At 50.0% G+C, this 13,135-nt stretch carries 15 protein-coding genes; 6 read left to right on the top strand and 9 right to left on the bottom strand.

What is annotated here, in order from left to right:
• Window positions 1-10: 10 nt before the first annotated feature.
• From HXZ99_RS06615 to HXZ99_RS06595, 5 genes are read right to left on the bottom strand one after another with little or no spacing between them, the layout of a single operon-like run.
• Window positions 11-484, bottom strand: coding sequence for a Na+/H+ antiporter subunit E (locus tag HXZ99_RS06615; protein WP_194756494.1), 474 nt, complete (start codon window positions 482-484; stop codon window positions 11-13).
• Window positions 481-1,992, bottom strand: coding sequence for a Na+/H+ antiporter subunit D (locus HXZ99_RS06610; protein ID WP_194756493.1), 1,512 nt, complete (start codon window positions 1,990-1,992; stop codon window positions 481-483). The genes HXZ99_RS06615 and HXZ99_RS06610 overlap by 4 nt, the downstream gene beginning before the upstream one ends.
• A complete protein-coding gene (locus HXZ99_RS06605) occupies window positions 1,989-2,336 on the bottom strand; it encodes a Na+/H+ antiporter subunit C (protein ID WP_194756492.1) in 348 nt (115 codons plus the stop codon). The genes HXZ99_RS06610 and HXZ99_RS06605 overlap by 4 nt, the downstream gene beginning before the upstream one ends.
• Before the next feature lie 13 nt (window positions 2,337-2,349).
• Window positions 2,350-2,781, bottom strand: a complete 432-nt coding sequence (locus HXZ99_RS06600; protein ID WP_194756491.1) for a Na+/H+ antiporter subunit B — start codon at window positions 2,779-2,781, stop codon at window positions 2,350-2,352.
• Complete coding sequence (locus tag HXZ99_RS06595) at window positions 2,778-5,321, bottom strand: putative monovalent cation/H+ antiporter subunit A (protein WP_194756490.1); 2,544 nt, start codon at window positions 5,319-5,321, stop codon at window positions 2,778-2,780. The genes HXZ99_RS06600 and HXZ99_RS06595 overlap by 4 nt, the downstream gene beginning before the upstream one ends.
• A 244-nt stretch (window positions 5,322-5,565) precedes the next feature.
• On the opposite strand from HXZ99_RS06595, the gene HXZ99_RS06590 reads away from it, so the two are divergent.
• Window positions 5,566-6,408: an ion transporter gene (locus HXZ99_RS06590; RefSeq protein WP_194756489.1), complete on the top strand. Its 843-nt coding sequence runs from the start codon at window positions 5,566-5,568 to the stop codon at window positions 6,406-6,408.
• A 161-nt stretch (window positions 6,409-6,569) separates the two neighbouring features.
• Window positions 6,570-7,916: an amidohydrolase family protein gene (locus tag HXZ99_RS06585; protein WP_194756488.1), complete on the top strand. Its 1,347-nt coding sequence runs from the start codon at window positions 6,570-6,572 to the stop codon at window positions 7,914-7,916.
• Between the two features lie 35 nt (window positions 7,917-7,951).
• Here the strand turns inward: HXZ99_RS06585 and HXZ99_RS06580 are convergent, their stop codons facing one another.
• The 4 genes from HXZ99_RS06580 to flgA all read right to left on the bottom strand — a co-directional run bounded on the left by HXZ99_RS06580 (window position 7,952) and on the right by flgA (window position 10,136).
• Entirely contained in the window at window positions 7,952-8,521 is a 570-nt protein-coding gene (locus tag HXZ99_RS06580; protein ID WP_194756487.1) for a hydrolase, read from the bottom strand.
• A 42-nt stretch (window positions 8,522-8,563) separates the two neighbouring features.
• Entirely contained in the window at window positions 8,564-9,013 is a 450-nt protein-coding gene (locus HXZ99_RS06575) for a flagella synthesis protein FlgN (RefSeq protein ID WP_194756486.1), read from the bottom strand.
• 14 nt (window positions 9,014-9,027) lie between these two features.
• Window positions 9,028-9,303, bottom strand: a complete 276-nt coding sequence (gene flgM / locus HXZ99_RS06570) for a flagellar biosynthesis anti-sigma factor FlgM (RefSeq protein ID WP_228517737.1) — start codon at window positions 9,301-9,303, stop codon at window positions 9,028-9,030.
• Window positions 9,304-9,416: 113 nt separating this feature from the next.
• Window positions 9,417-10,136 carry a flagellar basal body P-ring formation chaperone FlgA gene (gene flgA, locus HXZ99_RS06565; protein WP_194756485.1) on the bottom strand — a complete coding sequence of 240 codons (720 nt, stop codon included), beginning with the start codon at window positions 10,134-10,136 and terminating at the stop codon, window positions 9,417-9,419.
• A gap of 216 nt (window positions 10,137-10,352) precedes the next feature.
• On the opposite strand from flgA, the gene flgB reads away from it, so the two are divergent.
• From flgB to flgE, 4 genes are read left to right on the top strand one after another with little or no spacing between them, the layout of a single operon-like run.
• Window positions 10,353-10,769, top strand: a complete 417-nt coding sequence (flgB, locus tag HXZ99_RS06560; protein ID WP_194756484.1) for a flagellar basal body rod protein FlgB — start codon at window positions 10,353-10,355, stop codon at window positions 10,767-10,769.
• A gap of 14 nt (window positions 10,770-10,783) precedes the next feature.
• On the top strand, window positions 10,784-11,188 hold the full coding sequence (flgC, locus tag HXZ99_RS06555) for a flagellar basal body rod protein FlgC (RefSeq protein WP_194756483.1): 405 nt from the start codon (window positions 10,784-10,786) through the stop codon (window positions 11,186-11,188).
• Between the two features lie 16 nt (window positions 11,189-11,204).
• Window positions 11,205-11,870, top strand: a complete 666-nt coding sequence (locus HXZ99_RS06550) for a flagellar hook assembly protein FlgD (RefSeq protein ID WP_194756482.1) — start codon at window positions 11,205-11,207, stop codon at window positions 11,868-11,870.
• 47 nt (window positions 11,871-11,917) lie between these two features.
• Window positions 11,918-13,102 (top strand): flagellar hook protein FlgE, encoded by a 1,185-nt coding sequence (gene flgE, locus HXZ99_RS06545; RefSeq protein ID WP_194756481.1) that lies wholly within the window; start codon window positions 11,918-11,920, stop codon window positions 13,100-13,102.
• Window positions 13,103-13,135 lie beyond the last annotated feature (33 nt).

The raw sequence follows: 13,135 nt of genomic DNA, 5'->3' as shown, positions 1-13,135 counted from the left end.
CCTTCAGCAATTAGCGCAGGATTTCAAGAACCCGGCGCTCCATGTCTTTCATGCTATCTCGCAGTTCCTGCTCGTTATCCAAGAACATGGCATGAATATAAAGTACCCGACGATCATCTGATACGTCCAAGCTCAGGGTACCTGGTGTCATGGAAATAAGATTCGCCACCATGGTGATTTCAAGCTCGGTTTTCGCTTCCAGACGCATCGCAATTACACCGGGTTTCATATGCCACACCGGAGTAATGATATCGAACGCCACTTGTAGATTAGCGACAATCAATTCTTTGATGAAAAAGCCAATAAAGCGAAGCAGCCGGGGCAAGCGGCGGGTGTATCCGCGCAAACTAGGCATTTGCCGCTGCATCACCCCAAGCACCAAATAGCCGATGAATAAGCCAAATAGCAGATTCATTCCGCCCACATCACCGGTGAGCACAACCCACATTAATGCGAGTAGCAGGTTCCACATAAATCCGGTCATGGGCGATTTCCTCCCAACACAGCGTCGATGTACCCGTCAGGGTCGAGTAACTGGGCAGCGGAGAATTCAGCAAACTCGTAAATTGGCTGACCATTTAAACCAATAAATAAGGTACAGGCTGCAAGTAGCACCACCGGAACGTAGAGCACCGCCAGCGAACCCGACGTTTTGCCTTCATCCAGAGCAGCCCGATCGACCCCTTTCGGTAGCTTCTTCCAAAATACCTCACCCCAAATTTTAATCATGGAGTAAAGCGTAAGTAGCCCAACCAATAGTGCGATAAAGGTGACAAACCACGCTTCCACCTCGATACCCGCTTTAATAATAATAAATTTAGCAAAAAAGCCGCTTAAAGGGGGGATACCAGCGAGTGAGAGCGCAGGAATTAAGAACAAAATACTCAGCACGGGACGGGCTTGATACATGCCGCCGAGACGCTTTAAATCATAGGTTCCCATTAAGCGATGGGTGATACCGCTGATCAGGAACAAATTCGTTTTCACGATAATATGGTGCATGATGTAAAACACACCACCAATAATTGCCAGCGGCGTAAACAGCGCCAAACCTAAGATCATGTAGCCAATCTGGCTGACAATGTGGAATGACAAAATCCGCCGGAATTCAAATTGCGCAGCGGCCCCAAGAACACCCGTTAACATGGTTCCCACCGCCACCCACAATAGCAGCTCGTGGGTAAAGTCGGGATTCTGATTGAAGATAAGTGTAAATACCCGGAATAGGGCGTAAACCCCCACCTTGGTCAGCAAGCCCGCAAAGAGCGCAGATACGGCCACCGGCCCTGTGTGGTAAGAGGCAGGCAACCAGAAGAATAATGGGAATGCCGCAGCTTTAATACCAAAGGCAACTAAGAACATGACCGCGATAACATCAATCATTCCGGTGTGTTCGGCGGAGCCTAGCTTCACCGCGATATCCGCCATGTTTAAGGTGCCGGTAATACCATAAAGCAAACCGATGGCACTTAAGAAAATAGCAGACGATAGTAAGTTGAGCGTCACATATTTCACCGCCCCTTCCATCTGTGCACGTTCGCCACCAAGAATTAACAGGGCAAACGAAGCGATCAGCATTACCTCAAACCAAACATAGAGATTGAAAATATCACCGGTAAGGAAGGATCCAGCCACCCCTGCTAGAAGCAGATGCATGAGCGGGTAATACCCAAAACGCTCATGGCTGGGTGAGGCGGAGGAAAGCGAGAAAATGGCAATTGCCACCGCCATCATGCCGGTGAGAACCACCATAATGGCACTGAGCATGTCCGCAACTAAGGTAATGCCATAAGGGGCAACCCAGTTGCCCATGTACATCACCACATGACCTTCTCGTAATACAGAAACAAACAGCCAGATACTGCTTGCAAGCAACGCGATGCTTCCTGCAATAGATAACACCCGTTGAATCACGTTGTAACGCCACAACATGACACAGAGGGTTCCCGTAAGCAGCGGAATTATAACGGGCAGAGCGACTTCAAAACTCACGTATCGGTATCCTTCATCTGATCCAGGTTGTCGGTACGAATGATGTTATACGCCCGGTGAATAAGTACGACGGCAAAAGCCAGTACCCCAAAGGCAATAACGATTGCCGTGAGAATAAGGGCCTGCGGCAGTGGGTCGGCAACCGCTCCATCGGGAAGGGCTGAACCCAGCGGAATGAGCGGTGGTGCGCCACGCGTCATACCCGCGGAGGTGAAAATCAGCAGGTTGGCTGCATTCGACAGTAACATCAGCCCGATGACGAGCTTGACGATACTGCGACGCAGCATCATATAAATTGCTGCGGCATACAGGAGGCCAACAACAATGGCCATAATTGGTTCCATGTAAGCTCCCTGGTTAGTGTTCTTCTGCTTCAGTTAAGCCAATCAGCATCATCATGACTGAACCGAAAACGGTAAAATAAACCCCAATATCAAAAATCAGCGGTGTCGATAGCTTTATCTCGGTACCCCCGGGCAACATCACGGGCCACCACTGTGCGGTTAAGAAGGGCTCACCGCTTAAAACGGCGGGGAAAATGGAGATCATGCCCATAAACAAGCCAGCACCGATTAAGTTACGTGGGTCTACGCGCATTAAATCGCGTGTTACGGCTGCGCCAAAGGTAAAAAGATAAAGCGCAAAAGCGCCCGATGCGACAAGCCCTGCGATAAAGCCACCGCCGGGTTCATTGTGGCCACGAAGCAACAAGAACACCGAGAATAGGAGCTGCAATGGCACTAAAAATCGCGCTGCGGCATGTAGGATCAACGTACCTGGCTTCATCATAGGTCTTTGTCCCCCTTCTTCTCTGTATCATCGTTGTGGGGATAATCGCCCCGAGGATGCTCGCTACTTGTATCAGGCGCAACAATGTCATCGCTATCATCGGCGTCTTCGTCATCATCAGAGGTCGCTAAAATATTTTGATCTTCTAGCATTTTCTGATGAATCTCATCGAGAGAATGAACAATGTGCTGCTCTGGAACCTTCTTCGGCGGCAGAATCAGAGTGCCGGCAAAATGATTGGCACCCGGAGACGTTTGCGGATTGAACTTGATCATGGCATACACGCCCATGGCAGCAAGGGCGAGTACGAAAATCTCGCCTAAGGTATCAAGGGCCCGATAGTCGACCAAGATCACGTTCACAATGTTGCGTCCGTGCGCAAGCGGATAGCTATTCTCAATCATGTATGCGGAGATAGGCTCAAACAGCTGCACATCGATGGTGATCATGATCAGGAACATCATAAGAACACCCACCGTGAGTGCAACAGCTGCATCTCGAATGCGTTCTGCGGTCGTGGATATATTGGAAAAGCTCGGTAAACGGAATAACACGAGCACCAACAATATAACCGTCAGTGTCTCCACCAAGATTTGCGTAATACCTAAATCCGGAGCGCTAAACAAAATGAAGATAAAGGCCACCGAGAAGCCGACCGCACCCATTGCGGCCACTGCACCTAAACGTGAGTGGGTGATGCTCGCTGCAACCGCTGCGGCAACTAAAATAGAGGCTGCCACAAACTCATGGAAATAGAGATCAACATTCCAATTCCAGTGCAGCTGATAACGCGTGAGTAAGGTATAGCCGGTGACGACAACGAAGGTGAGAACGATGGTGCGTAAATAGTTACGCATGGAACCGTTCTGCAATTTGCGGGTTTGCCACTCAGCAATCCAGACAATGGCGTCCATAAAATAGAAGTAACCCCGCTCTGGGCCACGCGACACCATAGGGTCGAGTACTTGCAAGCGCGCCCGCAGGGCATCCCAACGCGTATACAGAAAGCCACCAATGGCCAAACTTACGGCTGACAGTAGCAAGGGTACATTGAAGCCATGCCACAGGGCTAGATAACCTTCAATGGGCGCTCCGGCAACGGCCATACTCGCCGGAAGCGTAATCCAAGCACCGACCATGCCCGGAATAAAGCCAGCGATCACCGATAACGCGACCAATACAATGGGACCTGCCAACATAGGAATCGGTGGCTCATGAATATCCGCTTTTGCTTTCGGTGCTTTAAATGCGCCAAAGAAAGGACGTAACGCGACAACGGCTGCGACGGTGACAACGAGAATTGAGGCAACCACAACCAGGGCCATCAGCATTACAAAAATGCCACCTTCGAGCATGGTTTCAAGTAGGGCCTCCTTGGCCACAAACCCAAACAAGGGAGGAATGCCTGCGAGCGATAAAGTGGCAACCAAGGTTAGGCCAGCACTTAATGGAAGTTGTTTGCGGAGGCCGCCAACTTCGGTCACATCACGGCTTCCCGCTTCGTGATCGACAATGCCGGCGAGCATAAACAGTGCGCCTTTATATAAACTGTGGGCGAGCAGGTAGGCGGCGAACGCAATCATTGCCAGTTCTGTACTTACCCCGAGCAAGAAAGTGAGCGAGCCTAACGCCATTACCGTTGAATAAGCTAAAAGCTTTTTCATGTCGGTGCTGCGCACCGCCATAAAGGCACCGGTAAGCATGGTAAAGGCACCAAACCCGGTAAGTGTCATGACCCAAAAATCGGTGCCGCCTAGCTCCGGATGCAAACGGGCCAATAAATAAATCCCTGCCTTGACCATGGTCGCCGAATGCAGGTAGGCACTGACCGGGGTCGGCGCTGCCATTGCATTGGGAAGCCAGAAGTGAAATGGAAATTGTGCCGATTTGGTGAAAGCGCCTAAGAGCACGCAGATCATCATGCCCAAATACCACGGATGAGCGGTAATCACCTCCGAACCATTTAAGATCTCTTGAACCGAAAAACTGCCTGCCATAGCGCCAAGCATAATGAATCCGGCAAGCAACGCGAGCCCGCCACCGACGGTCACAATTAAGCCTTGCAATGCCGCTTTGCGTGCGGCCGCTTGATGATGATTATAGCCGATGAGTAAGTACGACGTAATACTCGTCAGCTCCCAAAATACAAAGAGGGTGATTAGGTTATCGGCAAGCACTAAGCCCAACATTGAGCCCATAAATGCCATCAGTACAACTAGGAAACGTCCTTGCGCGGTGTCGCCTTTGAGGTAACTACCGGCGTAAAGCACGATAAAGGTACCAATGCCGCAAATAAGCAGGGCAAAAAGGAGCGATAAGCCATCGAGCACCATAGTGAATGAAATATCGAGGCCAGGAAGCCAGCCATATTCATGTACGATGACTTCACCAGCGGCGATGGCGGGAACAAAACTGGCAAACCATACCGTAAGCGCTGCGGGAACTAAGGCTAGGAACCACGCGGCCCGAAATTGTTGGCGGGCGAAAAGCCAGGGCGCTAAAAGTGCGGCAAGGTAGATTACCAGTACGGCAACTTGCATCGAGAATCCTCTTTGGCCAATTGAAAAATCAATAAGTTAACTGTTAAATCATACGCACAATGGGGTAATTTAGCACAAATCATAATTTTGGGTGAAGTGAAGCTCGCATCGATATATCGCGATCAGGGTGTAAATCAGCGTAAATTCTTCTTGAATTCTTGCGCTGAACCTCTAACATCCTGCCTCACTGTGATGTCCCTTCCGACATCCATTTCTCAGCAATACCCGAGCGAGTAGTCACCCTATGGAACGAGCAGATTTTCGTCTGTGGCAAGATAAGTTTGAGCGTCTGCGTAGTAATAAAATATTTGAAACTATCGTTATTGCTATCATTTTGTTCTCAGCACTGGTTATTGGTGCGAAAACCTATGATGAAGCAGTGGCCTACTCGGGACTGATTGATGTTCTTGATTATGCAGTCACCCTTTTCTTTATTGTTGAAATAACCATCCGAATTGCGGCCGAGCGGCGCTTCCGCGATTTCTTTAAAAACGGTTGGAACATTTTCGACTTTATTATCGTAGTTGGTAGCTTAATTCCCGTGGATAGCGCAGAAAGTATGCTTTTGGCGCGGCTATTGCGTATTTTCCGAGTACTCCGACTGGTATCCATGGTGCCGGAACTGCGTGTGCTGATGAGCGCATTTTTGAAAGCGCTGCCGAAGATGGCTTACGTGGCATTGTTTATGTTTATTATTTTCTACATTTACGGTGCGGCGGGTAGCTTGTTCTTCCGAGAGATCAATCCGTTCTATTGGGAAAATGTAGCGGTGGCCATGCTCACCCTGTTTCGTATCGCTACGTTTGAAAGCTGGACATCCATTATGTACGAGACGATGGAAGTGTACCCATTGTCTTGGATTTATTACCTGAGCTTTATTTTCTTCTCTGCCTTCATCTTCTTGAACATGATGATTGGTATTGTGCTCGATGTGATGCAAAAGGAGAGCAGCGCCTTTGATCGGGAGCAGGGCATCGGTGATGCAAACGATATTCAAGCGATTAAAGCCGATGTGACAGACTTGCATAGCAAGCTCGACGGGATGACGGAACATATTCGGCAACTGACAGAGCGGCATCCGAAGTAACCAACAAAAGGCGTGAATGTAGGCTAGATTCGCGCCAAAATCCTAATATTCCAAGACCAACCTAGGTCGCATGATCTCACGTGCAACGCTATAGTTAAGGGAGCTATACGATTTTCGTACTCCACAGGGCGCTAAGCCCAATTACCGTGCAGGTGAGACAAATGACAATCCTTCGTGTGTTTATCATGGCCGCTATTCTGGTGGGAGTCGGTTGCACCTCTGCAAAAGCCGATTCCGATTGGATAGTGTTTGAGAACGTCAATGTATTGACCATGGCAGAAGGCAGTGGTCATCCGATTCGTGAAAATCAATTGGTATTTGTACAAGGCGATCGCATCGCAGCGATTGCGCCGGTGGGCATGCTGTCAATTCCAGAAGGCGCCCGGCGCATTGATGGTCGGGGCATGTATCTGCTACCTGGGTTAGCGGAGATGCATGGTCATGTACCGCCGCTACAGTCATTTCAGGGCGTACCGGAACGCTATCTGGATGATGTACTCTTCTTATATCTAGCCGGTGGCGTCACCACAGTGCGCGGCATGTTAGGCCACCCGCATCAGCTGCAACTCAAGCAAGATATTGCCGATGGCACCCGCATTGGGCCCACGCTCTATCTGGCGGGACCGAGCTTTAACGGCAATACGGTCACTTCGCCAATTCAGGCGCGGGAACGGGTGCGTTTACACCAACAAGAAGGGTGGGATTTGTTGAAAATTCATCCGGGGTTGAGTTTGCGTGATTTTGAGGCCCTCGCCGATGAAGCGAGAACACGCGAGATCGACTTTGCCGGGCACGTACCGAGCGAGGTCGGCATCCATCATGCCATTATTTTGGGCACCCGTACGATCGATCATCTTGATGGCTATATGGCGGCGGTAAATGGTTTTGAAGAACCTGTCAGTGACGACAAACTGCGTGAGCTGGCTCAATTTACTCGCGCTCATGGCGTCGGCGTGGTGCCAACGATGGCCCTTTGGGAGACCATCATTGGTGCTGGCGATAAAGACGAGTTACTCGATTTTGATGAACTCAAATATGTGCCTAGCCAGGTACGGCAGGGATGGAAGAACTTCTTAGCGGAGCCTCGGAGCCAATATTACACCGGTGATAGCGCCCGTATTCATGCGGAAAATAGACGCCGTTTGCTCGCGATTATGCATGAAGAGGGCGTGGAAATCTTACTGGGCACCGATGCGCCTCAGCTTTTTAGTGTGCCTGGGTTGTCGATGCGCCGTGAAATTCCGCATATGTTAGCGGCAGGCATGAGCCCATTTGATGTGATTTATTCAGGGACAGTAGCCGTAGGCCGTTATTTCGCGGACGTGGACGATTTTGGCCAAGTGATGCCGGGGCAGCGCGCCGACTTAATCTTGGTATCTGAGAATCCGTTAATCAATATCGACACCTTGTATTCACCAGAATGGGTGATGGTTCGGGGCGAATTATGGAGTCGAGCGCAGATTCAAGAAAAGCTTGCTGAAATTGAACAGGCTTACCAAGCGCATTAGGACATGATCAAGCTATACGCTGGCGCCGGTTGGCGTCAGCGTATAAAGGCTTTGCTTATCGCTTTAAACTGGTCTGTTCCTGCACGCTCCATCCATTCAAACATCACCATTTCAGTAGACACAATATGAGCGCCGGCTTGCGCCATGCGTTTTAACGCTCGGTGTTTGTTTTCTGCAGTTCGGGAAGATACCGCATCGGCGACCACAAATACGGTGTAATCGAGCACCAATAAATCGAGTACGGTTTGCAAAACGCAAACATGCGCCTCAGTGCCGGTAACCACCACTTGTTTCTTTCCGTAAGCGGCAAGCTGATCGCGAAACTCAGATTCCCGGACAGCGCTAAAATGGATTTTTTCATAGCCATGAACGTCGTGAAGAGCGGCTTTCACCGGCGCGACCGTTGCGCCCAAGCCTTTTGGGTATTGTTCTGTGAACAAGCAGGGGATGTTGAGTTCAGCGGCAACGCCAAGCAAGCGAACATTCTCAGCAACTAACGCCTCTAAGTCGGCAATTGCGGGCGCAAGACGTTCTTGGATATCGATGACAAGCAACATACTTTGCTGTGCGTTTAGACTATGGGGGGATGGCGTAAATGCAGTCATGGCGATGTCCTTAATGATCGTTAAGGAGCCAGTATGACAAACTTAGGCGCGAGAGTTAACGCGGCGACGATGTTTTTCCGCTTGACCGTCTGGACCATACAGTGACGAGCCTGCGGCGTCCCGCAGCAGATTCAGCATGTGTTGGTTGTGTTGTAAGCGATGGGCGATGAGTTCGCCATTGAGGTTGTTCAGGTGCGCGACTTGCTCGGTAAGTTCCAACATTTTCCGCCAATGACTAGCACAGCCAGCATCGGCAGCGGCTTTTTCAGACCCTGATGTGTCGAGTGAGTAACCGAGACGCGTTTGTACGTTTCGCCGTGATGCTTCCGCTTTTTCAAGCTCGCTAAACAGGCTTTGCTTTGCTTTTGCAAGCTCGCCGAGCTTGTCACCGTCAATTGATCCTTCGCCCAAAAGAGATTGCTCCCGTTGTAATAACGAGAGCAAAGATTCAAGTCGGTGGTGTTGCTGTTCAAGCAAAGCTTGTAGGCTCATACATCAGCCTCGTATTAGTTGTCGAGCATTTCGCGGACGCTATCAATGAGGCTATCGGCAATTTTATCTGCGCGAATATCAAGCTTGCCGTCGCGGATAGCTTCACGCAACTCTTCAACGCGCGCCATGTCGATGTCCTGACTCGTATTGTCCAGCGTTTGACTCAGATGCGTGACAGCGCCAGGCGTGCTTGCACTGGCTGCTTTGTCGGTTGCACCCGATTTACCCGCTTGTTTGCCCTGGTCCGTTTGATTGGTCAGGGGCAATGATTGAATGCCATTAACTTTCAAAATATTCCCCTTACAGTAGTGGGTCTTACTGGCATTATCGGCCGTTCATACTGAAACTTTAGCACAATTGTGGATAATAAATCAGCGTTTTGTTGGGTAAAAATTCACCATATTCACGGATGAATAATAACTCGGGCTTCCCCAACAATCTCGCCGGTCACAATTTCCCGTTGTGAAAAGCGAATTCGAATGCTATCTCCGACACCACCTTCATCCATGGCTTCGCCTTCCCGGGAGATTTCAAAGCCACTTCCTCGTACCGTGACGCTAACCCGGTCACCGCGACGAATGACTGGTGCTGATTGCACCATATGCGGCTGAAACATCTGGCCCTCGCGCAGGGAGCGGCGCAATAACTTTCCGAGCAACTGTTCTTTCGCCTGAATCGGTTCGCCACCATTACGTGGTAATTCGCCATATCCCATGGCAAGCATATCCAGAGTAATGAGCGTTCCAGGCAGAATATTTTGGGCTGCAACCACGTAATGACCCATTAAGGTGATCTGTGCCTGCATATAGCGCACCTGCTGGCCTTGATCGCCACAACGTACGCCAACGGAGACACGCCCTACAGGGCGCTGGGCTGGATTCGGGAAAAATGGTTGCGGCTGTAAACAGGTACCAAAGTGAGCATTCGGTTGTATGACGTCAATCATGACTTCATCAGCCAAGCCTTGTGTTTGTTCATATAAAAATTGCTGAACCGACTGCACTAGGGCCTGATTTTCTTCGGCGAGGGCAGTTTTTAGACTCCCCCAAAAAACCCATAGCGATGCTACAGCAAGCATGCAGATTGCGCCTTTACGCGCCTTCGCTTCTCTTCGTATTGCCATCGCTAAATCCTCAAATGCCACCTTTGCGATGTTCATTATAGGGGGTGATGCAACCCTTTAAGGCGAGAAATGGCGATCAAAAAGTGGCTTTTTTCTTCATTTGATTCGACAAACCCACGGCTAATCTTGACCATGCCGAAAATCCCCTGCACTTCGCTGAGGTTTCGGAACGAATAAAAAGGTGCATGTGCACCAATCACTGCAAAAGGTAGCGTCATGATCGACAAATTGACCGGAGCATTTAACTTCCACCAAGAAGCGCTGAACTTGCGAGACCAGCGTCAAAAGGTGTTGGCAAGCAATATTGCGAACGCAGATACGCCGAATTACAAGGCGCGCGATTTCGATTTTGCGGCGGAACTGAAACGCGCTGTTGATCAGGGTCGTCCGGCCCAATCAACCAGTCAGTTGCAGCGCACTCATAATGGTCATATTGCCGGTTCTGGCGCTGGGCTGTCGGGTATGCAATCAATGCAATACACAGTTCCCGCGCAATCACGGTTGGACGGCAACACGGTCGATATGGATTTGGAACGCAGCAAGTTTTTGGATAACTCAGTGCGTTATCAAGCCAGCCTTACCTTTGTAAATAGTCGCATTAGCGGATTACGCAATGCGATGCAGCCTGAGTAAGAGGAGACGCACCAATGAGTATGTTTTCAATTTTTGACATCTCTGGCTCGGCCCTAACAGCACAGTCGCAACGCATGAATGTGTCGGCCAGCAATATGGCGAACGCAGATAGCGTAACGGGGCCGAACGGCACCCCTTACCAAGCCAAGCAAGTGGTGTTCGAGAATAAGTTAAATGGCAACAACGGCGTAGGCGGCGTGCAAGTGCGGGAGGTGATCACCGACCCGACGCCCGGACGCTTGGAGTATCGCCCTGGTCATCCACTGGCCGATGAAGAAGGTTATGTGCAAATGCCGAATGTCGACCCCGTCGCTGAAATGGTCAACATGATATCGGCATCGCGCTCTTATCAAGCCAATGTCGAGGTGATGAACACCAGCAAGCAGTTGCTGCTCCGCACCTTAAGTATCGGAGAGTAAGCGAATGATTCCTGGAATGAACCAACTCGACCCGTCTGTGATTAACTCAATCAATGGCGGCAACGCGCGCGGGCAAAGTACAGCCGGTGAAATGCGAGAAAACTTTATGACGTTACTGGTGGCGCAATTGCGTAACCAGGATCCGCTTAATCCCATGGATAACGCGGAAATGACCTCTCAACTTGCACAAATTAATACCGTGAGCGGTATCGAGCAGTTAAACGAGACCATGACGGGTATTAACGACCAGATCGACGCCAGTCGATTTATGCAAGCCACCGCCTTGATTGGAAAAGCGGTGCTGGTACCGGGTGAGCGCGTGCTCGTCGGTGAAGGCGAAACCACGCCCATGGGCATGGAATTCGGACGCAATGTGGACAGTGTGAAAGTGTCTATTGTGGATGGCAGTGGTCAGGTTGTTCGCGAGCTTGATTTAGGACGAATGAATGCGGGTATGCATTCCATTGCATGGGATGGCAAGTTAGCAGACGGAACCCAAGCACCTAACGGCGCTTACCGGTTCCGCGTAGACGCCGTGGCGGAAGGCCGCAGCGTATCGGTTAAAAGTTTTAATTACGCCCAAGTATTGGCAGTAAGCCAAGGTCATCCAGATGGTCCGCGGTTAGACCTCGGTGGCATTTTTGAACCTGTTCGACTTGAAGATATACGTCAGGTGATCTGACGCCAAGTTAGCACCAGATAATAAGTAAGCTTAAAAGGAGCTTCATTATGAGTTTTTCACAAGCACTAAGTGGTCTGCGCGCAGCAGCAACAAACTTAAGCGTTGTCGGTAACAACATTGCCAACGCGCAAACGGTGGGCTTTAAAAGTTCAGGCGTTCAGTTTGCTGACGTATACGCAAACTCACAGGGCGGGTTAGGTACGCGTGTATCTGACATCGTTCAAAACTTCAACGAAGGAAACTTGGAAACCACCAATCGGAATATGGACCTTGCTATTACAGGCAATGGTTTCTTCCGTTTTATGGCCGGTGACGAAGTAATGTACTCGCGCAATGGTCAGCTCACGATGACCAACGACGGCTTTCTCGTAAACGCCCAAGGTGCGCGCTTAACCGGTTACCCAGCGGGTGCAGCCATTGGTTCGCAACCTCAGGAATTACGCATTCCATCGGGTGGCTTGCAAGCACAGCCCACCAATGAGATTGGTGCCAGCTTTAACTTAGATGCACGTTCAAACAACCTTGACCGCGCAGCTCAGCCTTTTGATCGCAATGACCCTGACTCTTACCACTATGCCAACACGGTCAGCGTTTATGACTCATTAGGTCGTCAATACAGTGCCCTTATGTACTTCTCAAAAGTGGGTGACAACCAATGGGAAGTTCGTTTGTCACGCAATGGCGAGCTTGCACCAGAAGTAGGCGAAATGACTTTTGATAATAACGGTTTGTTGCAAGGCACAAATGGTTTAGATGGCTTTTCATTTAACCCAGGTGGCGGCGCTGATGTCATGAATGTGGCCTTTAATGTTGAAAGAACCACGCAATTCGCCAACGAATTTGAATTGAACAACTTGCAACAAGACGGCTACACCTCAGGTACTTTGGTACGGGTAGCCATTGATGAGCAAGGAAACATTATCGGTACTTACACCAATGAGCAAAGCCAAACATTAGGCACTATCGCTTTAGCATCATTCCGCAATATGGAAGGTTTGCGTGCGATTGGTGATAACGGTTGGTTAGAAACTGCTGATTCAGGTGCGCCAATTATTGGTTTAGCAGGCGAAGGTCAGTTCGGCAGCATCGCGTCCGGTGTGGTTGAGCAGTCCAACGTCGACCTTACCCAAGAACTGGTGGCCTTGATTATTGCGCAGCGCAACTATCAAGCCAACGCGCAAAGTATCAAAACCCAAGATGAAGTTCTGCAGGCAACAGTAAACCTGCGCTAAGTACGTTTAGGATCTGAACGAACGAGGAGTCAG

This window comes from Aliidiomarina indica, from assembly GCF_015354615.1.
GTDB classification, from domain to species: Bacteria; Pseudomonadota; Gammaproteobacteria; order Enterobacterales; family Alteromonadaceae; genus Aliidiomarina; species Aliidiomarina indica.
This window is presented reverse-complemented; position numbering and strand designations above follow the sequence as displayed.

Coding starts and splice junctions, on each gene's coding strand:
- HXZ99_RS06615 (WP_194756494.1), bottom strand. CDS start 484: ATGACCGGATTTATGTGGAACCTGCTACTCGCATTAATGTGGGTTGTG.
- HXZ99_RS06605 (WP_194756492.1), bottom strand. CDS start 2,336: ATGGAACCAATTATGGCCATTGTTGTTGGCCTCCTGTATGCCGCAGCA.
- HXZ99_RS06600 (WP_194756491.1), bottom strand. CDS start 2,781: ATGATGAAGCCAGGTACGTTGATCCTACATGCCGCAGCGCGATTTTTA.
- HXZ99_RS06595 (WP_194756490.1), bottom strand. CDS start 5,321: ATGCAAGTTGCCGTACTGGTAATCTACCTTGCCGCACTTTTAGCGCCC.
- HXZ99_RS06590 (WP_194756489.1), top strand. CDS start 5,566: ATGGAACGAGCAGATTTTCGTCTGTGGCAAGATAAGTTTGAGCGTCTG.
- HXZ99_RS06585 (WP_194756488.1), top strand. CDS start 6,570: ATGACAATCCTTCGTGTGTTTATCATGGCCGCTATTCTGGTGGGAGTC.
- HXZ99_RS06580 (WP_194756487.1), bottom strand. CDS start 8,521: ATGACTGCATTTACGCCATCCCCCCATAGTCTAAACGCACAGCAAAGT.
- HXZ99_RS06575 (WP_194756486.1), bottom strand. CDS start 9,013: ATGAGCCTACAAGCTTTGCTTGAACAGCAACACCACCGACTTGAATCT.
- flgA (WP_194756485.1), bottom strand. CDS start 10,136: ATGGCAATACGAAGAGAAGCGAAGGCGCGTAAAGGCGCAATCTGCATG.
- flgB (WP_194756484.1), top strand. CDS start 10,353: ATGATCGACAAATTGACCGGAGCATTTAACTTCCACCAAGAAGCGCTG.
- flgC (WP_194756483.1), top strand. CDS start 10,784: ATGAGTATGTTTTCAATTTTTGACATCTCTGGCTCGGCCCTAACAGCA.
- HXZ99_RS06550 (WP_194756482.1), top strand. CDS start 11,205: ATGAACCAACTCGACCCGTCTGTGATTAACTCAATCAATGGCGGCAAC.
- flgE (WP_194756481.1), top strand. CDS start 11,918: ATGAGTTTTTCACAAGCACTAAGTGGTCTGCGCGCAGCAGCAACAAAC.